Source organism: Shimia abyssi, assembly GCF_003014475.1.
In the GTDB taxonomy this organism is placed as follows: domain Bacteria; phylum Pseudomonadota; class Alphaproteobacteria; order Rhodobacterales; family Rhodobacteraceae; genus Shimia; species Shimia abyssi.
In genome coordinates this window covers 36759-57345 of the sequence record NZ_PYGJ01000021.1, presented here as the reverse complement: position 1 = coordinate 57345, position 20587 = coordinate 36759, and the positions used below count along the sequence as shown (strand labels likewise).

General features: G+C 55.5%; 21 protein-coding genes. 11 read left to right on the top strand and 10 right to left on the bottom strand.

The genetic code is table 11. The features are described from left to right. Positions 1–401 precede the first annotated feature (401 nt). Positions 402–2222 carry a BCCT family transporter gene (locus CLV88_RS20875; protein WP_106610347.1) on the top strand — a complete coding sequence of 607 codons (1821 nt, stop codon included), beginning with the start codon at positions 402–404 and terminating at the stop codon, positions 2220–2222. Positions 2223–2320: 98 nt separating this feature from the next. On the opposite strand, the gene CLV88_RS20870 is transcribed toward CLV88_RS20875, so the two are convergent. Genes CLV88_RS20870 through CLV88_RS20860 form a run of 3 tightly spaced genes read right to left on the bottom strand, consistent with a single transcriptional unit; the run spans position 2321 to position 4179 of the window. After that, positions 2321–2656, bottom strand: coding sequence for a carboxymuconolactone decarboxylase family protein (locus CLV88_RS20870; protein ID WP_106610346.1), 336 nt, complete (start codon positions 2654–2656; stop codon positions 2321–2323). A gap of 10 nt (positions 2657–2666) precedes the next feature. Beyond that, the gene (locus CLV88_RS20865; RefSeq protein WP_106610345.1) at positions 2667–3428 is read right to left on the bottom strand and encodes an amino acid ABC transporter permease; all 762 of its coding nucleotides are present in this window, start codon (positions 3426–3428) and stop codon (positions 2667–2669) included. Positions 3429–3438: 10 nt separating this feature from the next. After that, the gene (locus tag CLV88_RS20860) at positions 3439–4179 is read right to left on the bottom strand and encodes an amino acid ABC transporter ATP-binding protein (protein WP_106610344.1); all 741 of its coding nucleotides are present in this window, start codon (positions 4177–4179) and stop codon (positions 3439–3441) included. A gap of 123 nt (positions 4180–4302) precedes the next feature. On the opposite strand from CLV88_RS20860, the gene CLV88_RS20855 reads away from it, so the two are divergent. From CLV88_RS20855 to CLV88_RS20830, 6 genes are all read left to right on the top strand, one after another. Beyond that, positions 4303–5073, top strand: coding sequence for a transporter substrate-binding domain-containing protein (locus CLV88_RS20855; RefSeq protein WP_106610355.1), 771 nt, complete (start codon positions 4303–4305; stop codon positions 5071–5073). Between the two features lie 195 nt (positions 5074–5268). Further along, on the top strand, positions 5269–6015 hold the full coding sequence (locus CLV88_RS20850; protein ID WP_106610343.1) for a creatininase family protein: 747 nt from the start codon (positions 5269–5271) through the stop codon (positions 6013–6015). Between the two features lie 98 nt (positions 6016–6113). After that, a complete protein-coding gene (locus CLV88_RS20845; protein WP_243403751.1) occupies positions 6114–6590 on the top strand; it encodes an NUDIX hydrolase in 477 nt (158 codons plus the stop codon). Between the two features lie 88 nt (positions 6591–6678). Further along, positions 6679–7143 carry a DUF1178 family protein gene (locus CLV88_RS20840; protein WP_106610342.1) on the top strand — a complete coding sequence of 155 codons (465 nt, stop codon included), beginning with the start codon at positions 6679–6681 and terminating at the stop codon, positions 7141–7143. 13 nt (positions 7144–7156) lie between these two features. Then, entirely contained in the window at positions 7157–7801 is a 645-nt protein-coding gene (locus CLV88_RS20835) for an SDR family NAD(P)-dependent oxidoreductase (protein ID WP_106610341.1), read from the top strand. A 93-nt stretch (positions 7802–7894) separates the two neighbouring features. Then, positions 7895–9187: an O-acetylhomoserine aminocarboxypropyltransferase/cysteine synthase family protein gene (locus CLV88_RS20830; protein WP_106610340.1), complete on the top strand. Its 1293-nt coding sequence runs from the start codon at positions 7895–7897 to the stop codon at positions 9185–9187. Between the two features lie 49 nt (positions 9188–9236). Here the strand turns inward: CLV88_RS20830 and CLV88_RS20825 are convergent, their stop codons facing one another. Then, positions 9237–9923 (bottom strand): SIMPL domain-containing protein, encoded by a 687-nt coding sequence (locus tag CLV88_RS20825; RefSeq protein ID WP_106610339.1) that lies wholly within the window; start codon positions 9921–9923, stop codon positions 9237–9239. Positions 9924–10090: 167 nt separating this feature from the next. On the opposite strand from CLV88_RS20825, the gene CLV88_RS20820 reads away from it, so the two are divergent. Next, positions 10091–12508, top strand: coding sequence for a hypothetical protein (locus tag CLV88_RS20820; RefSeq protein WP_106610338.1), 2418 nt, complete (start codon positions 10091–10093; stop codon positions 12506–12508). Between the two features lie 143 nt (positions 12509–12651). Here CLV88_RS20820 and hppD read toward each other — a convergent pair whose 3' ends face one another. Then, positions 12652–13749, bottom strand: a complete 1098-nt coding sequence (gene hppD, locus CLV88_RS20815) for a 4-hydroxyphenylpyruvate dioxygenase (RefSeq protein ID WP_106610337.1) — start codon at positions 13747–13749, stop codon at positions 12652–12654. A gap of 153 nt (positions 13750–13902) precedes the next feature. On the opposite strand from hppD, the gene CLV88_RS20810 reads away from it, so the two are divergent. Further along, a complete protein-coding gene (locus CLV88_RS20810) occupies positions 13903–14358 on the top strand; it encodes an Lrp/AsnC family transcriptional regulator (protein ID WP_106610353.1) in 456 nt (151 codons plus the stop codon). Between the two features lie 21 nt (positions 14359–14379). Further along, positions 14380–16263: a cation:proton antiporter domain-containing protein gene (locus CLV88_RS20805; protein ID WP_106610336.1), complete on the top strand. Its 1884-nt coding sequence runs from the start codon at positions 14380–14382 to the stop codon at positions 16261–16263. Here the strand turns inward: CLV88_RS20805 and cobT are convergent. Next, positions 16260–17270, bottom strand: a complete 1011-nt coding sequence (cobT, locus tag CLV88_RS20800) for a nicotinate-nucleotide--dimethylbenzimidazole phosphoribosyltransferase (protein ID WP_106610335.1) — start codon at positions 17268–17270, stop codon at positions 16260–16262. The two genes, CLV88_RS20805 and cobT, sit on opposite strands and share 4 nt — an antisense overlap. Before the next feature lie 82 nt (positions 17271–17352). Here cobT and CLV88_RS20795 point away from each other — a divergent pair, with 82 nt between their 5' ends. Then, a complete protein-coding gene (locus CLV88_RS20795) occupies positions 17353–18108 on the top strand; it encodes an adenosylcobinamide-GDP ribazoletransferase (protein ID WP_106610334.1) in 756 nt (251 codons plus the stop codon). On the opposite strand, the gene CLV88_RS20790 is transcribed toward CLV88_RS20795, so the two are convergent. The 4 genes from CLV88_RS20790 to CLV88_RS20775 form a co-directional block, all read right to left on the bottom strand. Further along, complete coding sequence (locus CLV88_RS20790; protein ID WP_106610352.1) at positions 18105–18875, bottom strand: potassium channel family protein; 771 nt, start codon at positions 18873–18875, stop codon at positions 18105–18107. The two genes, CLV88_RS20795 and CLV88_RS20790, sit on opposite strands and share 4 nt — an antisense overlap. Positions 18876–18997: 122 nt before the next feature. Next, the gene (locus CLV88_RS20785; RefSeq protein WP_106610333.1) at positions 18998–19516 is read right to left on the bottom strand and encodes a CarD family transcriptional regulator; all 519 of its coding nucleotides are present in this window, start codon (positions 19514–19516) and stop codon (positions 18998–19000) included. Positions 19517–19820: 304 nt separating this feature from the next. Next, entirely contained in the window at positions 19821–20159 is a 339-nt protein-coding gene (fdxA, locus tag CLV88_RS20780) for a ferredoxin FdxA (protein ID WP_106610332.1), read from the bottom strand. Between the two features lie 48 nt (positions 20160–20207). Then, a complete protein-coding gene (locus CLV88_RS20775) occupies positions 20208–20585 on the bottom strand; it encodes an RNA-binding S4 domain-containing protein (RefSeq protein ID WP_106610331.1) in 378 nt (125 codons plus the stop codon). Between the last annotated feature and the right edge of the window lie 2 nt (positions 20586–20587).

Genomic DNA, 20587 nt, shown 5'->3' with positions numbered 1-20587 from the left:
TGAGCACACATGGAAACTCACATTTTTAGCTTGGAAGGCTAAGGTCTTACCACTACACAACGCCCGCTCAGTGGAATTTCGTGATATTTCATCGGCTTTGAGAGGTCAAGGCCGTGATGGTACAAAATATCGGATTTAGGAGCACCGAATATTTGGCCCGCGATCCGCTGTTGTAATGATGTAGATTTCGTTCACGTCCAATGCGCTCGTAAACACGAATTCAAACCGAATTCGCCGAAGGCAAGCGCTTACGCTCTCGTTGCAAAACCCGGTTTCGCCCAGTCGATCACGTTTTTGCGACATTATGTCGCAAATGGTCTACAAAGATACGAGGATGTGCAAGCCGATCTCTAATTCTCAGCACACAAGCATCCTTGATTGACTGAAAGGGAGAAGAGTAAATGTCAGTTAAACCACCCTTTACCGAAGTCGAGGTGCAGCGAGCTGCGTCCGGTTTCTACAAGGGACACAGTCTCGAAATTGCCTTGCTCAGCAAGGCGATAATGGTCGGACTTGTCCTTTGGGCGCTAATATTTCCCGCAAACGCAAACGGAGTTCTGGGCAGCCTGAACTGGCGTCTGCTCGAAGGTTTTAACTCTTTTTACATCATCATCGTTGGTTTGTTTTTCTTCTTTTTGCTGGTTGTCGCGGTTCTTCCTCAAACCGGACGGCGCGTCATGGGTCGCCCGGGAGAGGGCATAGAGTTTTCCAACTTTTCTTGGTTTTCCATGATGTTCGGCGCAGGTCTTGGTGTCGGCCTCATGGTGTTTGCCACGGCAGAACCACTCGGCCTTTGGGGATCCAACCCTATGGTGCTTGCGGGCAGCGTGGAGCCAAATACCGAAGGCGCATTGAAGCCGGCATACCGCTACACATATCTGCACTATGGATTCCACGCTTGGGCAATCTATGTGGTTACGGGGCTGTCGCTTGCCTATTATGCGTACACGCGTGGCATGCCGCTGACCATTCGCTCAGCACTGACGCCGCTCTTTGGCAAGCTGATGAATGGCATACTTGGGCACATCGTTGATGTTCTAGGAGTAGTCGCAACCATTCTCGGTGTTTCCGTAACCATCGGTTATGGCGTTTCCCAGTTCATCGATGGCCTTTATGCGATCACGGGCATGGACTGGATGATGGATATGTCGGGTGACACACCCGCTCCAGGTACTGTTGGCCTGATATCCGGGCTTGTGGTTATTATGGGTCTTTCGATCATTTCGGCGGTATCTGGTGTGGGACGTGGTGTGAAATACCTCTCAAACCTCAATTTGGTGCTGTCCCTGATCCTGCTTATGACCTTCGTGGTATTCGGGTCGTTCCTGTTCGCGATGACAACTTATGCCTCTGCGATGGTTGATTATATCCTGAACTTTCTGTCGCTCAGCTTTGCGGCATATAGCCCGCAAGCGGCGGCTGATTTCGCCGCCGGACTGCCCGCAGAGGCTGCTCCATTTGCGGATGCGTTGCGAGGTGGTGCGACAAATGCTTGGGGGTCGTTTGACGGATTCCGTTCAGGTCTAGAAGGGGACGCGGCGGCGTTGCCCGACGAAGTTCTTCAAGCCGCCTACGCAGCCGGAGAGCAGGGGCGACAATTCGGCTGGCAAGCTGGTTGGACAACGTTTTACTGGGCCTGGTGGATTGCATTCTCACCGTTTGTTGGCCTCTTCCTCGCGCGTATCTCGCGTGGTCGCACGGTGCGTGAGTTTATCGTCGGTTGTGTCTTCGCGCCTGCGCTGGTTTGTTTTGCCTGGATGACCATATTGGGCGGCACTGCGATTGACCTAGAACTGACAGGTGGCGCCGAAGGCACCATTATTGGTGCGTCAAACACAGCCAAGCTCTTTGTGACCTTGGGCGAGATGATCTCAGGCGGGTTCTTATCGGCAATCACCATCATGTGTGTTGTGTTGATTATGACCTTCCTCGTCACGTCAGCTGACTCCGGTATTCTCGTCATGAACACAATCATGTCTGGCGGCGATCAGGAAGTTGGCAACAAACACAAGATCATCTGGGGCGTCATCCTCACGGCTGTCATCGGTGCGCTATTGATGGCCGCGGGCGACAACAACCCGATGGATGCGCTGCGCAATGCCATGATCATCGGCGCATTGCCCTTTACAATGGTTATGGGGCTCATGTGCATTTCGTTAGGCAAGGCACTTTACCGTGATGGGCTGCGCGAGAAATCTGGCGATACTCAAGCGGCGGAATAATTACGCAAAAACAATTGGGCAGAGGCGCAGACTTCTGCCCGTTTTTTTAAGATACTCTAGACAACAGAGAGCCTCTGCCCGGCCAACCATTCCGGCGTCTACTGAGAGAACGTGTCAAATGCTTTAAGTGCCTTTGCGCTATAGGCGTAGGACGGTCCACCACCCATATAGGTTGCCATGGCCAGAGCCTCGCACACCTCCTCGCGGGTGGCCCCCAGCCGCACCAAAGAGCGCATGTGAAACCCGATGCAACTCTCACACCGGGTCGCAATGGCAATTCCCAACGCCATGAATTCTTTGGTTTTTTCGCTAAGCGCGCCATTGGCCTTGGCCGCCTTGCCCATTACACCAAAACCTTTGACCGTTTCAGGCACCTCTTTAGAAAACGAGTCTATGTCGGCCTCGGCTTCGGCCATGAATCTATTCCAGTCCATATTCGGCTCCTTATTGGCGCTCATCGGCCCCCATCCTTCGCTCTAACCAACGAACACCGGCGCTGATGATCAACACAAGGACCAGATATTCCAGTACTAGCAGAGTATAAATTTCCAGCGGTCGGTATTCGGTGACCACCAGCTCATTTGCCCGCCGGGTCAGCTCCTGCATCCCAATCACCGACGCAAAAGCGCTCATCTTGACGATATAGATAAACTGGTTTGCCAGAGGCGGCAGAATGCGCCGGATCGCCTGAGGCAAGATCACATAACGCATGGTCTGAAAGTAGTTCAGACCCACAGTCTGGGCGGCCTCACTTTGCCCTTTGGCAATCGACTGAATGCCAGCACGATAAATCTCGGCGGTGAACGCGCTATCAGACAAGGCCAAGGTGATAATCGCGCCCCAGAACGGGTCGATGGGAACGTTAATTCCCATTGAGCGGAAAATGATCGGCAGCCCATAAAACACCCAAAACAACATGGGCAGCAACGGAATGGACCGGACAAGTTCTACATAAACCCTGTTCACGATGCGCCAACCACGCTTGGTCGACAGACCGGGCAAGGCAACCAGCAGCCCCAAAGCAATCGAAATCACGGCGGCAATCACTGAAATCAGGATGGTATCGCCCATACCCGACAACAGGAACTTCACATTGATCCATCCAGTCTCGGACCTCGGATCAATCACATACCAGCCCCACGTAGATGAGGAAGAACAGCCCGCCAAAACCAATAACGGCAACAACATAAAGACGGTTCTTTTCATGAATCTGCCCTCAATGCTGCAAGATCTGAGACAGGAAAGTCCGGCAACGTTCTGATTTTGGTTTGGTGAAAAAATGTTCAGGTGGGCCCTGTTCGACAATCTCGCCTGCATCCATGAACACCATTTTGTCGGCCACCTTGCGGGCAAAGCCCATCTCGTGCGTGACAACTACCATGGTCATGCCATCCTCTGCCAAGGAAACCATTACGTCCAACACTTCAGAAATCATCTCTGGGTCAAGTGCCGATGTCGGTTCATCAAACAGCAACACTTTGGGTTCCATACACAATGATCTGGCAATAGCCACACGTTGTTGTTGTCCACCAGAAAGCTGCGCGGGACGCTTGTCCGCCTGATCTGGGATGCGGACGCGCTCAAGGTAGTGGCGCGCTCGTTCTTCTGCGTCCTTGCGGCTCAAACCCCTTGCTTTTATGGGTCCAAGGGTCAGATTTTCTAACACACTCAGATGCGGAAACAGATTGAATTGCTGGAAAACCATTCCAACTTCTGAACGGATCGCTTCCACTGACTTTGGATCATTTGTCAATTCGACCCCACCCAGACGAATGATTCCTTCTTGATGTTTTTCCAGTTTGTTAATGCATCGCACGACTGTGGACTTACCCGACCCGGACGGCCCGCAAATCACTACCTTTTCGCCGCTGCCAACCTTCAGGTCGATATTTTTGAGAACGTGAAATGTGTCGAACCATTTGTTCACGCCGATCATCTCGATCGCGGCCTGTGACATTCGCTCTCCAGTCCCTGATTGCTTCACGGTTAGGTCAGTTCGTGAGGTTATTCTTGTCTTAACTTTTAAATCAAGGCCAATATGGCAGCGATCAATCACAAGAATACCAACACGGAGCACATGATGAGAAACCTGATGAAAGTCGCCGCAGTTGCAGCGGTTAGCCTAGCGCTAACTGGTGCAGCGCATGCCCAATCCGCCTTGAACGAGATACTGGACACTGGGGTTCTCAAGGTAGGCACAACCGGCGATTGGAATCCGATGTCGCTACGCGATCCGGCCACCAACAGCTACAAGGGGTTCGATATCGACATTATGACCGAGCTGGCCTCTGACCTCGGCGTTGAAGTTGAGTTCGTACCAACCGACTGGAAAACACTCGTAAATGGTGTTGTTGCCGGCAAATACCACATGACCGGTTCTGCGTCGATCTCCCCTGCAAGAATGAAGGTCGCAGGCTTTTCCGAAAGCTATATCTCGGTCGAACTTTTCCCCTTCACGACAAAGGAACAGTTCAACGATTTTGACGGGTATGACTCGATCAACCAGCCCGGCGTCAGAGTGGCGACAACACTTGGCACAACTTTCGAGAAATACGTGCGCGAATGGTTCCCCAACGCCGATATCAAAGTCGTCGAAGCCCCGGCGCGCGGTTTTCAAGAAGTTCTCGCCGGTCGCGCGGATGTCTTCATCACCTCAAACATCGAGGGGTCAACACTCGAAGCCAAATTCCCCATTGTACGTGTGAAAAACGCGGGACCGCGTTCGCCTTCTCCAATTGCAATGTTGCTTCCGCAAACCGATCAGGTTTGGATCAACTACGTGAACAATTGGGTCAAGGTGAAAACTGCTCAAGGATTCTTTGACGCAAACAAGGAAAAGTGGGGCCTTTAATCCCACCAATCACTAACGACAGCAACGCCCGGTCTTGTCAACGGCCGGGCGTTTTCTTTTTACCAAACGCTTTCGTCTGGAATCCATCGGCCACCAGACAAATGGTCAGCGGCGCAAGATTCACTTGGCCCTGAACAAAGTTCTGGTGCACAAGTGGCGCTTAAACCATTCCTTTTAGGGGCGTGTCGCAAAACAATGAAGCTTGCAGATATGACCTGGTATCAGGTTCAGGACCGCATCGATCAGCGGGCGGCTGTTATTCTGCCCACTGGCTCAACAGAACAGCATGGACCGATGGGGCGTATTGGCACTGACACCACCTGTGCTGAAGCGGTCGCATTGGAGACTGCGCATCTCTGCAACGCAATTGTTGCGCCGCCCCTTGCCTACACACCCGCCCCCTTCAACACCGGGTTTCCCGGCACCGTGTCCCTCTCGCCCACGCTGTTCGAAGCAATGGCGCGCGAGATCGTGAGCGGATTGCTGGACCAAGGGTTCGTCGGGGTCTTTGTCGTCAACGGTCATGGCGCAAATCTCGAACCGTTGCGCGCCATTGCATCAGAAAACGAAGCCCGGATGCACATCCTCAGCTGGTGGGAACCAGACGAGGTAAACGCCCTGCGCCAAAACCTCTATGGCAGTTGGGAAGGCATGCACGCCACACCCTCCGAAGTTGCCATCACTCAACATCTGCAAGGTGTCCTGCCTGAAAACGAGGCGGCCTCTCCGCCTGCACCCCTCAGCGCCGAGTATATTCGCGATCACAGCGGTGACCGCCACGGCCCTACGGATCAACACCGCGCCCAGTTTCCCGACGGGCGGGTCGGCTCTCACTCTGCGCTTGCCACCCCTGAGGATGGCGAACGCCTGCTGCGCCTCTCTGCACAGGGTGTGGCTCAGGCATTTGTCGCCTTTCAAACTCGTGCAATGGCCTTGTCCTAGGTGAAACGCTCCGGGTGAATATTGAGGGACGCACTTTCAACTGCGCCCCCCACTTGCTAGACTAGTGAAAAGAGCAGTTAACCAGACGGGGCTCACCTATGGGTTTGCAACATCCCGCCGATATCGCCGCCATGATTAAGGCGGCTGGAAAAAAGAACGGCAAACACCTGCAATACGGGGCCGTGCCTTTTCGCATTGTAGATGGCAAAACACAGGTTCTTCTAATCACATCACGGCGTACGCATCGTTGGATTGTCCCCAAAGGCTGGCCCATTACCGCATTAAAACCGCACAAGGCTGCCGCCACCGAAGCATGGGAGGAAGCCGGCGTGCGAGGCACGGCCTCAAAGCACTGTATAGGCGTCTATTCCTACCCCAAACTACGCAAAAACGGCCGCACAAAAATTTGCACCGTGCTGCTGTTCCCGATCGAAGTGCGCAAACTCGCCAACAGCTTTCCAGAGCGAGGACAGCGCAAACGCAAATGGCTGCGCCCGAAAAGGGCCGCCGCGCGTATCGAAAACACCGAACTTGCCAAGATCATTCGCCGCTTTGATGCGCAATTGCTGCGCTAGTCGCGCTTGAACACGTCTGTCACCGGGATTAACTTGATACACCCAAGCCATGCCGCCATAACGGGCGGCAACAAGGTTAAGACTTCGTATGATCAACTACACTCTCAAATGCGCCAACGACCACCGGTTTGACAGCTGGTTTCAGTCTGCGGACGCGTATGAAAAACTGCACAAGGCCGGAATGGTCGTCTGTGCGATCTGCGGTAATGGCGACATCGCAAAAGCCATGATGGCACCGCGCGTGCGACCAGCACGGAATGCCGCCGCAAAACGTCCCGATACAGAGCAAGCCGCGCAAGCGCCAGCCGATCGCCCCCTTTCTGCCCCAGCCAGCCCCACCGAACAGGCGCTGGCCGACATACGCCGCAAGGTTCAGGAAAACTCCGACTATGTCGGCAAAGATTTTGCCTCCGAGGCCCGAGCCATGCACGAAGGCACCGCACCCGAACGATCGATCTACGGCGAAGCCAAGCTGGACGAAGCAAAAGCCCTTATCGAAGACGGCGTGCCCGTCGCCCCTCTCCCCTTCAACATCGGTCGTAAAACCAACTGACAGGACACTCCTAATGCACGCACTTATCACCGGCGCCAATCGTGGCATTGGCCAAGCCCTTGATCAGACACTGCGTGCCAAAGGGTACGACGTTACCGGCACATCGCGCGCCGGTGGTGAATTCGAGCAACTCGACGTCACCGATTTCGCCAGCCAGTCACAGCTGGCACAGCGTTTAGACAGCCGCCCGATTGACCTTTTGGTCTGCAATGCGGGTGTCTACCTCGACAGGGGACAGAACCTTGCCGATGGCTACCCAGCCGACATGTGGGCGGCGTCCTTTGCCGCGAACGTCACAGGCGTGTTCCTGACGGTTCAGGCACTCTTGCCCAATCTGCAACTTGGCCACGTGCCCCGCATCGCGATCATTTCGTCGCAAATGGCGTCACAGGAACGCGCACCGGGGGGATCATACATATACCGCTCATCCAAGGCAGCTGCGCTTAATCTGGGCCGAAACCTCGCTGCTGACTTGCACCATATCGGCATCGCTGTGGGAATCTACCACCCCGGTTGGGTCCGCACTGACATGGGCGGCGAACAGGCCGACATCTCGGTTAAAGAAGCTGCCAATGGTCTCAGCGAACGTTTTGAAATACTTTCGCTCGACACCACAGGTTGCTTTGAAACCTGGGACGGACGTCCACACGCCTACTGACATTTATGGTGGAAACCACCTCTCAGGCCGTTGCACCCTGCCCTGCCTGCCCCTAACACTGTGTCCAACACATTTTTCAGAGGAGGTTTCCATATGTCCGACGGCCCCACATACGGCTTTGACACACTACAAATTCACGCAGGAGCGCGGCCAGATCCGGCCACTGGCGCACGCCAGACCCCCATCTATCAATCCACCGCGTATGTGTTCCGCGATGCAGAGCACGCCGCCGCCCTCTTCAACCTTCAGGAAGTTGGCTACATCTATTCCCGCCTAACCAATCCAACCGTCGCCGTGCTGCAAGAACGCATCGCAACGCTCGAAGGCGGCGTTGGCGCAGTCTGCTGTTCCTCAGGGCACGCGGCGCAAATCATGGCCCTGTTCCCGTTGATGCAGCCGGGATGCAACGTTGTGGCCTCGACCCGGCTATATGGCGGCACCGTTACCCAGTTCAGCCAGACCATAAAACGGTTTGGCTGGTCGGCAAAATTTGTCGACACCGACGATCTCGACGCCGTCAAAGACGCCATTGATGAAAACACGCGCGTGGTGTTCTGCGAATCCATTGCCAATCCAGGTGGCTACATCACAGATATCGAAGCGCTCGCTGGTATCGCCGATGGTGCGGGTGTCCCGCTGATCGTCGACAATACCTCGGCCACACCGTACCTGTGTAACCCCATTAGCCTCGGCGCGACGCTGGTTGTGCACTCCACAACAAAGTACCTGACCGGCAACGGCACTGTCACCGGTGGCTGCATCGTGGATTCCGGCAAATTCGACTGGTCCGCGAATGATAAATTCCCGTCGCTCAGCGAAGCAGAACCTGCCTATCACGGCCTCAAATTCCACGAAACGTTCGGTCCACTTGCGTTCACATTCCACGGCATCGCCATTGGCCTGCGCGACCTTGGCATGACCATGAATCCCCAAGCCGCACATTATACGCTGATGGGCATCGAAACTCTGTCGCTGCGTATGGAGCGCCACGTGGAAAACGCCAAAACCGTCGCGGGCTGGCTCGAGTCTCACGATCTGGTGGACTACGTTACCTACGCGGGCCTGCCCTCATCTCCGTATTACGAGCGCGTCGCCAAAGTGTGCCCCAAAGGCGCCGGTGGCTTGTTCACCGTTGCCCTAAAAGGTGGCTATGAGGCCTGCGTGAAGTTTGTGGATAGCCTCGAAATCTTCAGCCACGTAGCCAACCTGGGCGACGCGCGGTCGCTGGTGATCCACTCAGCCTCCACAACTCATCGCCAATTGACACCAGAGCAGCAAGAGGCCGCGGGAGCGGGGCCAAATGTCGTGCGCATTTCAATTGGGATCGAAAACTCAGAAGACTTGATCGCAGATCTTGATCAGGCGCTGAACACAGCGCATTCCTGATCTTTAAGTTCAGTGGGGCGAGGCTGATCCACGCCCCACTACTCGCCGACTACTCGGCCAATTCCCAAACAATCTGTACCTGCGCTTCCAACGCCAGTTCGCCTGCCGCAACCGGTACGGCCGCAGAATCTGCCATTGATGCGGCACGCATCATCTCAGGGCGTGGCCTGCTGCCACCGCTCTCGGAAATTGACACGATCCTGCCCAGACGAACCCCTGCGGCCTCTGCATACAGCTCAGCCTTGGCACGCGCGTCAACCACAGCCAGTTTACGTGCCTCATCCTGCATATTGCGCGGCTCGCGCACATCAAATCTGACACCGTTCACATCATTGGCCCCAACGGCCACCAGATCCCCAAGAATTTCGCCCAGATTATCCAGATCCCGCACGCGAACGCTGACTTGGTTGGACGCACTGAACCCAACCAACCTTGGCCCACCGTCATCATAACTGCGGTGATCCCGCACTGGATCAAGCCGGATACCGCTGGTCTGCATATCCCGCGGCTCAACTCCGGATGCAGACAATGTCACGAGGATCTTCTCCACCGTCCCGCTCACCTGATCCATGGCGGCCTTGGCCGACTTGGCCTGATGCGTCGCACCTACCGTCACCACAGCCATATCCGGTTCGGCATACACCGTTCCAGTTCCATTCATTGTTATTCGGCCCTGCTCTGCATAGGCCGTCCCAGTCATCGCCATCAGCAACACCATCACCATACCAAACCGCATGCAATTCCTCCTTTTTTCGGAGCATACACCCCAACATGTAGTTCTCACCCATGTTTCGACCAGCACCCCACAGGCTTTTTCTTCCCAATTGGCAATAACTTGCTATAAATCTCTTCGTAGCCCGCAGAAGACTCCAATCTGCCTCGTTCGAATGCTAGAGCCGACTAATGAAACCGAATTTTGCGCTTTCGCTTTCTTTTGAAGGGATCAGCCTGCTTTACCGCGTGGCTGAAGGCTGGCACCTATTGGGTGAGGTCGCACTGGATTCAGAGGATCTGTCGGGTGAATTGGCCAAACTACGCCAGCAAGGCGAAGAGCTTGCCCAAGGTCTATTCACCACAGCCGTCGTTGTCCCTAATGAGCAGATAAAATACCTGTCGCTTGACACCGGACGCATCCGCGAGGCTAAGCGTCGCGATGCAGCTGTTCAAGCTCTGGAAGAAGCAACGCCCTACAAGGCTCATGAACTGCGCTACGACCTGCTTGCGAATGGGCGCACAACACAAGTTGCAGCAGTCGCACGCGAGACGCTGGACGAAGCGCTCTCATTTGCAAATGAGCACGCTTTCAACCCGGTTATCTTCACGGCAATCCCCGCGGCCGACACATTCGCAGCAGCACCAAATTTCGGCCCCACAGCGACAGCAACCAAACTGCTTAACGGCACCCCGATTGAAATTGACACGACGCCAATTAGCATTGTCGCCAGCGGGCCGCTCCCCCTACCCGAAACGCCCGCGCCACGACCGCAAACACCTGAGAAATCAAACACAGAGCCGGCCAAGCCTGTTCCCGACACGGATGCTTCGCCCGAAGTGGCCAGCACGCGCGCTGACCGCGCAGAGGATCCAGTTCCCGAGGCACCTGTCTCATTCGCCTCTATTCGCGCCCGGCGCGACACACCCGCCCCGGCGCCCTCCGCATCCTTGAGCGGGACGACTCGAACCTCAACAGGTGCAAACGCACCAAACATACCCGACTCTGGCAGTCTGACAGCGGAACGGTCGGTTCGCTTTGATCCTGCCCGCGTCGCCGCGGGTTTGAAACATGATGCCGGTCCCCTCCCGGACCATGAGGAAGCGCCGCCGGCAAGCTCTGACGAGCCGACTGACATACCTGACAGCTCATTCTTTAGCCGTAGAGGCGCGTCAAAATCCCCGCCAAGGCCGAGGAAAAATGGCGGTTCCTCCAAAGACGCGAAACACAAGACCGCATCCGAAAAACAGCGACTGACGGTCTTCGGCGCGCGCTCCGAGCAACAGATAGGCGGCAAGCCGCGCTATCTCGGGCTGATCATGACAATTGTGCTCCTGATCTTTTTTGCGGCCGTTGCGCTCTGGGCAACTGTATTTCTAGAAGACGGCGTTGCAGGGTTGTTCAAAAAAGATGACAGTTCGCAGATTGTGCTGCTCGAACCTGAGGCTGCGGTTGTCCCTGATCAGCCCATCATCCCAACAGTTGCACCTGATACGGCGTTCCAAAACGAACCTTCCCGCCAGACTAATTCCGATGTCGTCAAACTAACGGAGCCATCAGAGCTTGTGCAGCCACTTGCGGAGGCTGAGGCACTTAATGTGGAAGCGACCACACCCTCTGAAAATGCCGACATCACAGACAGTGCCGAAGCAGAGGCATTGGCCAATGACGCGCCGACTGCACTGCTTTCTGATACCGAAGCCGAAGCTAGATATGCAGTGACAGGCATCTGGCAACTGGCGCCTTTGCCGCCAGAAACCCCAACATCGCAAGGCACCGAAGACATCTATGTCACTTCAATTGACCGCGTCGTAACCGCCTTTGATGCGGTTGCTTTGCCGTCCATTGACAGCCTGCTCAGCGATCAGGCCATGACGAGCCTGTTGAACCCTGTCGCGCCGGGATCCACTTTTGACCTTGATGACCGCGGCGTCGTGACAGCGTCTGCTCAAGGCACACTCAATCCCGAAGGTGTAATGGTATTTCTTGGCCGTCCCGTTGTTCTTCCACCCAGCCTGCCGGACCGCAGTGAAACCGAAGGCCGTGCGCTGTCTCGTGATGATGAACTTCGCATTGCGGCCATTCGCCCGCAAATCCGACCTACCGACCTGATCGAAAGCAATCAACGTGCTACGCTTGGGGGCTTGTCCCGGCAAGAGTTGGCAAGCCTGCGGCCCAACGTGCGACCGCTTTTGGAAAAAGAAGAGGCCGAGGCAGACACCACCGCGACGGAACTTGCGGTGCTGACATCCGTTCGGCCGCGTCAACGCCCGTCTAATATCGCACAGCTTGCTCAGCGCTCAAAACCGTCTGAGCCAGTCGTCGCTGTACCTGCGGCAGCGACGCTTACCCCCAAAATACCGTCCACCGCGTCGGTCGCACGTCAGGCAACCATCCAGAATGCAATCAATCTCAACCGGATCAACCTGATCGGCGTCTACGGAACGAGTTCCAATCGCCGCGCCTTGGTCCGGCTGGCCAGTGGGCGCTACAAAAAGGTTCAAGTGGGTGATCGCATCGATGGCGGCAAGGTCGCCGCGATTGGCGAACAGGAATTGCGCTATATTAAGTCAGGCAAGAACTTTGTTCTGAAGATGCCTAAGAGCTGATCTCTTGACCACCCTTAAAACGGCCGCCACGGCGATTACACGATAATTGGCCCATCGGTTTTACAAATGTGCTCCACCACATACAAAAACGCCGCGCAACCAACGGCTGCACGGCGCTTCCTCCCTCCGGTTGGACCGGCTTGTTATTCCGCAGCACTCAACTCGCCGTTTTCGATCTGCTCGCGCTCAATCGATTCAAACAGCGCCTTAAAGTTCCCCTCGCCAAAACCGTCATCCCCTTTGCGCTGAATAAACTCAAAAAAGATCGGGCCGATTACTGTTTTGGAGAATATCTGCAACAGGATTTTCGTCTCACCACCATCAACAACACCTTCGCCGTCAATCAGTATCCCGTGCTTCATCATGCGCTCCATGGGTTCGTCATGGCCTGCGACACGCTCGTAACTAAGCTTGTAGTAGGCTTCATTCGGCCCCGGCATAAACTTCAGCCCTTTTTCCGCAATTGCGTCTGTAGATGCATAGATATCGTCTGAACCGACTGCGATATGCTGAATTCCCTCGCCTTTGTATTTCTTGAGGTAGGCCACAATCTGCCCGGTTTCGCCGCGATCCTCGTTGATCGGAATCCGGATTTTCCCACAAGGCGACGTCAGCGCTCGACTCAGCAATCCTGTGAATTTTCCTTCGATGTCAAAAAAGCGGATCTCGCGAAAATTGAATAGATCGCCGTAGAACTTGAACCACTTATCCATGTTCCCCTTGAACACATTGTGTGTCAGGTGATCGAGATAGTAAAACCCATCGCCCTGCGGTTTGGACGTCACCAACCAATCAAATTCGTTATTGTACGGCGATGTGTCAAAATACTGATCGGTGAAATAGATCAAGCTACCGCCGATCCCCTCAATCGCAGGCCAATCCAGCGTTTTGTCCGCCGCGTCGTAAGGAACTGCGCCTTTTGAGACTGCATGGTCATAGGCCTTTTGCGCATCAACAACTCGCCATCCCATTGACGGCGCACAGGGCCCGTGCTCGTCAACAAACCGCATTGCAAAGCTGCCCGGCTCATTATTCAGAACATAGGTCACATCGCCTTGTTGCCACAACTCAATCGCCTTGGTCTTGTGATTTGCTACATGTGCAAACCCCATACGCGCGAACAAATCGCGCAGCTCTTGCGGCTCGGGATGGGCAAATTCAACAAATTCGAATCCGTCCGTGCCAGCAGGGTTATAATCCGAGATCTCGGCACGTGGCGCATCATGCGGGAAAGGGCCCATATCGCGTCTCCTGTTAAGGGAATGTCTGTATTTTGTTCGCTAAGGATAAAATACGTGCTCAGCTACGCTATTTTTCCGCAAACTGCCGTGCGTTTCGCTGTAAGAATGCGTATGGTGAGCGAAATTCCCGCAAGACACGCAAGGTTTACGCACGTGCTTGATCAAACAGATACCCGCCTGCTCTCGGCGCTTCAAAAAAATGCGCATCTCACAGCTCAGGAACTGTCCGAGATTCTCAACCTGTCGCCCAGCCAGATCGGGCGCCGTCGACAACGGCTCGAGTCCGAAGGGTATATCCAAGGGTATGCCGCACGCCTCGACCCGGACAAGGTTGGTCTGCATGTACAGGCATTTGTTCAGGTTCAGCTTGGCACCCATGGCCCCGAACAGGCGCAAAGTTTTTCGACCTTGATCTCCACGCGCCCCGAAGTCGTGAGCGCGTGGACGCTAACAGGTGATGCCGATTACCTGCTACGTGTATATTGTGGCGACCTAAATGCATTAAACCGCTTGATACATGAAATCCTTTTGCCCCACTCAGCCGTGAGCCGGGTGCAAAGCCAAATTGTCATGGACCAACTCAAGCGCGACGCACCATTGCCGACCTAGAAGGTCAGGACAGGACAGAACATGGAAAATATCCTCTATCAGGCGACAATCTTCCTGCTGACTGCGGTTATCGCAGTGCCAATCGCTGCGCGGCTGGGCCTTGGGTCGGTCCTTGGGTACCTCGCCGCTGGGATCCTTATCGGTCCTATTCTCGGCCTCGTCGGCTCCAACGAGACCGAAGACCTGTTGCACGTGGCGGAATTTGGCGTTGTGATGATGCTGTTTTTGATCGGGCTGGAACTTGATCCACGCGCGCTTTGGGCCATGCGACACAAGCTGATCGGGCTGGGTGGGTTACAAATTGGCCTGACCGGCGGGGCGGTCGTCGTCGCGGCAATGTTGATGGGAATGCACCTGAATACGGCCATCGCTGTGGGTATGATCTTTGCACTGTCCTCCACCGCCATCGTTCTGCAAACTCTGTCGGAAAAGGGTCTGATGCAAACTGGCGGTGGGCGCTCGGCTTTTTCAGTCCTTTTGACGCAGGACATCGCCGTCATCCCGATGCTCGCCATCTTGCCGCTTTTTGCCATGCCCGAGTTGTTTGAGATCGCCAGTGACGGATCAATCCACAAGGAAACAGCAGCACATCACGGCGAACACACGTTGTCGCTGGTCGAGGGTCTGCCCGGATGGGGTGTGACGCTGGTAACAATCGGCGTTGTTGGGGCCATTGTTATCGGTGGTATGTATCTCACCCGCCCGGTCTTTCGCTTCATTCACGCTGCCCGTTTGCCTGAGATGTACACCGCACTTGCACTGCTGATCGTTGTAGGCATTGCCTTTCTCATGATTCTCGTCGGCCTGTCACCGGCGCTTGGCACATTTCTGGCGGGCATGTTGCTGGCCAACTCCGAATTCCGACATGAACTTGAAAGCGATATCGAACCGTTCAAGGGCCTCTTGCTCGGCCTGTTCTTTATCACCGTTGGCGCACAGATCGACTTTGCTGTTCTGGCCCGCTCGCCCGGCCAAATCATCGGCCTTGCTGTTGGCCTGATTGCACTCAAGGCAACTATTCTATTTTTCCTTGGTCGAGCCTTCGGTCTGCGAAAACGCAACCTGATGCTGTTCACGCTCAGCCTTGCTCAGGCCGGTGAATTCGGCTTTGTACTGATTTCGTTTTCAACCCAGCAAAACGTGCTACCGCTCTGGGCCTCCGAGCGTCTTTTGCTTGTCGTGGCCCTGACAATGCTTATCACCCCGGCGCTGTTTATTCTCTATGATCTATTGTCGAAATACGCGTCAGACCAGACCGACGATGAACAGCACGAAGAAGACGAAGTTGACGAGCGCGGCACAGTAATAATAGCCGGAATTGGTCGCTTTGGTCAGATCGTTAACAGGCTGGTGCGATCCGCCGGTTTCCAGACCGTGGTTCTGGACCACGACATGCGCACCATAGAAATGATGCGCCAGTTTGGGGTCAAAGGGTTCTTTGGCGACCCGACCCGCCCGGAAATGCTGCACGCCGCAGGATTAGGCGAAGCCAAAGTGCTAGTTGTCGCGATGGACGATCGCGAGGCATCACTAAAACTCGTCGCTTATGCACGACGCGAGCGCCCTGACCTGCACATCGTGGCGCGGGCTTATGACCGCGGTCAGGTGTTCCGCCTCTATCAGGCCGGCGCCAACGACATTGTCCGCGAAATGTTCGACAGCTCCTTGCGGGCAGGTCGCTACGTTCTCGAAAATGTCGGCCTTTCAGAATACGAAGCTGCACAGGCCGAGCACATATTCTATCGACACGACCGCTATTCAGTTCAAGAGCTTGCCGAACTTTGGCGTGAGGATGTCCCCGTCGCCAAAAACAAGGCCTATATCGAACGCGCGAAAGAGCTGGAAACCGAGCTTGAAGCCCGGCTTCTCGCTCAGACCGAAGAAAACACCAAAAAAAGCGCTTAGACGTCTGACACGCCCGCCTCGGCAAAGGTGGCCATGCCCGAATGGCAGGCTACCGCTGCCTTTAGCACATTGATCGCCACCGCCCCGCCCGAGGCTTCGCCCAATCGCATGTTCAGCGACAACAAGGGTTCTTTGCCTAGCCTGTCCAACACAGCGCCATGTGCCGCCTCGGCACTGGCATGGCCCGCGATGGCGTGATCCAGCGCGCCGGGCACGGCCTCAGCCAAAGTCGCCGCAGCCGCAGAACAGATAAACCCATCCAATATTACCGGAATACGCAGATAGCGCGCACGCCCAATCGCTCCTGCCATTGCCGCCAACTCGCGTCCACCAAGACAGCGCAGCACGTTCAACGCATCCGCACCCTCGTGCAATGCCACTCCTTCGCGCACCACGCGCGCCTTGTTGGCCAAACCGGCATCGTCAACACCCGTGCCACGGCCAACCCAGTCATCTGCCGCGCCGCCATAAAGGGCATGTGCAATGGCTGCGGCCGAGGTCGTGTTGCCAATGCCCATTTCGCCCACAACCAGCAGATCCGTGTCAGCCTTCACGGCATTCCAGCCAGTTGCCAATGCCGCGACCACCTCTTTTTCGCTCATCGCGGGCGCATGCGTAAAATCAGCAGTGGGCGTTTCCAGCGACAACGCATGAACATCCAGCGTTGCACCCGCCGCGCGGCTCAACTGATTGATCGCCGCACCGCCATGCTGAAAGTTCAGCACCATTTGTTCAGTAACTTCCGCCGGAAAGGCCGAAACCCCTTGTGCCGTCACTCCATGGTTCCCGGCAAACACGATCACCTGCGGCGATGCGATTTCGGGCCGCGCCGTTCCACGCCAGCCTGCGTACCAGATCGCCATGTCTTCCAACCGGCCCAACGCGCCCGGAGGCTTGGTCAATTGACCGTTGCGTTCTTCGGCTTGCTGCACGGCATCCTGATCGGTCCCGGGCGCCTCTGCCAGCACTTTTCGAAATGCCTCAAGGGTAGAAAATTCAGCGGCCATGTCCAAGCTCCTGTTGATCTCTCAAGTCCATCGCTGTTTACCTGAATGCCAACGCTCGGCAAGGCAGGAAAAAGACGCAGCCATGTCCAACAACGACGCCCTTATCCGTCCCGGCGATATTCTGACGGCTATCGCATTGCTTTCGCGCCTTCCGGTTCGGGCCGACTTCACACGTGGCGCGCGCGCTGCCTGGGCCTATCCGCTCGCCGGGGTCGCCATAGCCGCAATCGCCGCCGCGCCGACCGCTGGCGCTCTTGCCCTTGGATTGGCCCCGTCTCTCGCGGCACTGATCTGGCTCTCCGCATCGGTCGTCCTGTGTGGGGCCATGCACGAAGATGGCCTCGCCGATTGTGCCGACGGGTTCTGGGGCGGCTGGGAACCGGCCCGCCGCCTCGAGATTATGAAGGACAGTCACATCGGCGCGTATGGCGTTATTGCAATGTGCCTTTCACTCGCGGCACGCTGGGGGACGCTCACCCTCATCCTGAGCAGTCAGAACTGGCTTTGGGGCCTCATCGCCATCGCCCTACTGTCGCGCGCAACAATGCCTGTATTGATGTCGGCGCTGCCAAATGCCCGCAACACCGGCCTCAGCCAATCCCAAGGGCGCCCGCAGCGCGCAACAGCAACCCTCGCTGCGGCCGTTGCTGTGCTCTGCGCGCTGGTCTTAACGGGGCTCAGCGGGCTCTGGCTCGCGACATTGGCTGGCCTGACTGCCGTCACATGCGCCGCTATCGCGCGCAACAAAATCGGTGGCCAAACCGGCGATGTCCTTGGTGCAACGCAACAAATCACGGAAGTTACACTGCTGTTTGCGTTGACCGTCTTTAGCGGCTAAAGCCCTTCAGTTTCGATATGGATTACCTCACCACAATGCTTGCAATGTACCGCATCCAAATCATGCCGCAGCAGCCCACATTTCGCGCACTCGCACTGTGCCTTCCTCGGCTTTAATATCGCGCGCGCCAGCTGCACAAACAACGTGACCCCAACCACCATGACGACCACCGAAAACGCCTTGCCTGCAGGTGTGTTCAGCGTGATATCGCCAAACCCCGTGGTCGTCAGCGTCGCGACCGTAAAGTAAAGCGCATCCAGATAAGGCGTCGTCGTTGCCTCCCGATCCAGAAAAAACACCAGAACCGCCAGCGTTGTGACCATCACAAACACCAACAGGTTCACCGTAGCGATCACCGTGTCTTCGTGTTCACGAAAAAATCGGCTGTCGCGTCGCATGTCGTCCAGCAATCGGTAAGAATGCACCAGCCGCAAGCCCCGAAGCACCCTCAAAAAGGCCAGATTACTGGTCAAAAACGGATCCAGTAACAGCGATAGAATCACCAAAATATCCGCAATTGTATAGACCCGGCGCAACAGCCAAATCGGATCCTCGGCAACCCACAGGCGCGCCAGCAAATCCGCCAGAATGATAAAGCCAACCGTCAGGCTGGTTGCATTCAGCCACAGCCCTTGGTCCAGATGCGCCGTGGCAACAAAAAACCCAATCGTTACAACGTCAAACAGGATCAGCGCATAACGAAACTGAACCGACCCTTTCGCGTCGCCATGATAAAGAGATGTCAGTTTTGCCTTCAGCTTCTGCATAGCGATATCATAACCGCGCCCACCCCGCATTGGGCAAGCCTCGTTTTGGCCAAGACCTCAAAAACAAACAAAAAAGGCCGCCCCAATCAGGAGCGGCCCAATTCAATTGATGTCTGATCAGATTACGCAGCCGCTGGCGCGCGCGAGGTCAGCACATCGCCAATTTGCTTAGCCGCAGCAACCTCGTCACCTCCGGCCACAGCACCAACTTCACGGGTCAAGCGCTCTAGCGCCGCTTCGTAAAGCTGACGTTCGGAATAGCTCTGCTCGCGCTGATCGTCACTGCGATGTAGGTCGCGGACCACTTCGGCAATTGCGATCAAATCGCCCGAGTTGATTTTTTGTTCATATTCCTGCGCACGACGGGACCACATGGCCCGCTTGACCTTGGCTTTACCCTTAAGCGTTTTCATCGCCTGGTTCACCACGTCGGGCGAACTCAGCGAGCGCATCCCAATCTCGGTTGCCTTGTTGGTTGGCACCCGCAGGGTCATCTTGTCTTTCTCAAACGAGATCACGAACAGCTCCAGCTGCATCCCTGCAACTTCCTGTTCCTCGATCGAAACAATCTGCCCAACGCCGTGGGCCGGATAGACCACATATTCGTTTGGGCGAAATTCATTCTTCTTGGCTTTGCTCATGCACACTTCCTAAGATATGTCCCGTCAGATCAGAAAAAAAACACCGCCGCAGAAACAAGCGTTTCCGAAACGGGGCACCTTCCGGTCAAAAAAACCACCCTTGGCAGAACGCGCAGGGATGGCTCACAGGCAGTTATTTTCTTTGTAACAGCAGTATAACACAAAATCAGGGCCGGTGAAAGCGCAGCGACCTCAACAGGTGATTAACGTCTTAACTTTCAACATGTTACACGGAAACCGCGCCACAAATTGTTGAAAAGGCAGAGCGAATCGATTCTCTGCTCTTACGTCACGGTATTTCGGGTCAGCCGCCCTCGCCGGGTGCTTCCGAGAAATACTTGTCCATCTTGCCTTGCTCGCCATCACGTTCATCCGCTTCAGGGAGCGGATCCTTCTTGGTGATGATCACCGGCCAGATTTCCGAGTATTTGCGATTAAACTCAACCCACTTTTCCATGTCCGGCTCGGTATCGGGTCGAATGGCGTCTGCCGGGCATTCCGGTTCACAAACACCACAGTCGATGCATTCATCCGGATGAATCACGAGGAAGTTTTCTCCCTCATAGAAACAGTCCACCGGACAAACTTCCACGCAATCGGTGTATTTGCAGGCTACACAATTTTCAGTGACGACGTAGGTCATGGCTCAGTTTTCCACATATGTTTGCGGACCTAGCTAAATCAGCGTGTCCTAATCTTCAAGGCGGGTGCTGCGCAAAGAAACGAGATTGCGGCGATCCTTCTTGGTCGGACGTCCTTTTTCGCCAGCTCCGGGCGCCCTTGGAACGGATTTCTGCTCTGGTGTCAAATCTTCGTATAATGTTTGCGCTTCAGGCGCCGGCCCCCGTCGCTCGCCAAGCTCCAGAACCTTGACCACCCGAACCTGTTTGGCCTGCGGAAACGTCAAAACATCCTCAAACTTGACCGCGTGGCTGGCCTTTGAAATCTTTTGTCCGTTTATCCGCAAATGACCGCCCGTAACCACCTTGGCGGCAAGCGAACGGGTCTTGAAAAACCGCGCGTGCCAAAGCCATTTGTCTACGCGCAGTTTTCCGACCGGGTCACTCACCC

Excerpts from the sequence above, each read along its gene's own strand:
- CLV88_RS20875 (WP_106610347.1), top strand. The coding sequence starts at position 402 with ATGTCAGTTAAACCACCCTTTACCGAAGTCGAGGTGCAGCGAGCTGCG.
- CLV88_RS20870 (WP_106610346.1), bottom strand. The coding sequence starts at position 2,656 with ATGGACTGGAATAGATTCATGGCCGAAGCCGAGGCCGACATAGACTCG.
- CLV88_RS20865 (WP_106610345.1), bottom strand. The coding sequence starts at position 3,428 with ATGAAAAGAACCGTCTTTATGTTGTTGCCGTTATTGGTTTTGGCGGGC.
- CLV88_RS20860 (WP_106610344.1), bottom strand. The coding sequence starts at position 4,179 with ATGTCACAGGCCGCGATCGAGATGATCGGCGTGAACAAATGGTTCGAC.
- CLV88_RS20855 (WP_106610355.1), top strand. The coding sequence starts at position 4,303 with ATGAGAAACCTGATGAAAGTCGCCGCAGTTGCAGCGGTTAGCCTAGCG.
- CLV88_RS20850 (WP_106610343.1), top strand. The coding sequence starts at position 5,269 with ATGAAGCTTGCAGATATGACCTGGTATCAGGTTCAGGACCGCATCGAT.
- CLV88_RS20845 (WP_243403751.1), top strand. The coding sequence starts at position 6,114 with ATGGGTTTGCAACATCCCGCCGATATCGCCGCCATGATTAAGGCGGCT.
- CLV88_RS20840 (WP_106610342.1), top strand. The coding sequence starts at position 6,679 with ATGATCAACTACACTCTCAAATGCGCCAACGACCACCGGTTTGACAGC.
- CLV88_RS20835 (WP_106610341.1), top strand. The coding sequence starts at position 7,157 with ATGCACGCACTTATCACCGGCGCCAATCGTGGCATTGGCCAAGCCCTT.
- CLV88_RS20830 (WP_106610340.1), top strand. The coding sequence starts at position 7,895 with ATGTCCGACGGCCCCACATACGGCTTTGACACACTACAAATTCACGCA.
- CLV88_RS20825 (WP_106610339.1), bottom strand. The coding sequence starts at position 9,923 with ATGCGGTTTGGTATGGTGATGGTGTTGCTGATGGCGATGACTGGGACG.
- CLV88_RS20820 (WP_106610338.1), top strand. The coding sequence starts at position 10,091 with ATGAAACCGAATTTTGCGCTTTCGCTTTCTTTTGAAGGGATCAGCCTG.
- hppD (WP_106610337.1), bottom strand. The coding sequence starts at position 13,749 with ATGGGCCCTTTCCCGCATGATGCGCCACGTGCCGAGATCTCGGATTAT.
- CLV88_RS20805 (WP_106610336.1), top strand. The coding sequence starts at position 14,380 with ATGGAAAATATCCTCTATCAGGCGACAATCTTCCTGCTGACTGCGGTT.
- cobT (WP_106610335.1), bottom strand. The coding sequence starts at position 17,270 with ATGGCCGCTGAATTTTCTACCCTTGAGGCATTTCGAAAAGTGCTGGCA.
- CLV88_RS20795 (WP_106610334.1), top strand. The coding sequence starts at position 17,353 with ATGTCCAACAACGACGCCCTTATCCGTCCCGGCGATATTCTGACGGCT.
- CLV88_RS20790 (WP_106610352.1), bottom strand. The coding sequence starts at position 18,875 with ATGCAGAAGCTGAAGGCAAAACTGACATCTCTTTATCATGGCGACGCG.
- CLV88_RS20785 (WP_106610333.1), bottom strand. The coding sequence starts at position 19,516 with ATGAGCAAAGCCAAGAAGAATGAATTTCGCCCAAACGAATATGTGGTC.
- fdxA (WP_106610332.1), bottom strand. The coding sequence starts at position 20,159 with ATGACCTACGTCGTCACTGAAAATTGTGTAGCCTGCAAATACACCGAT.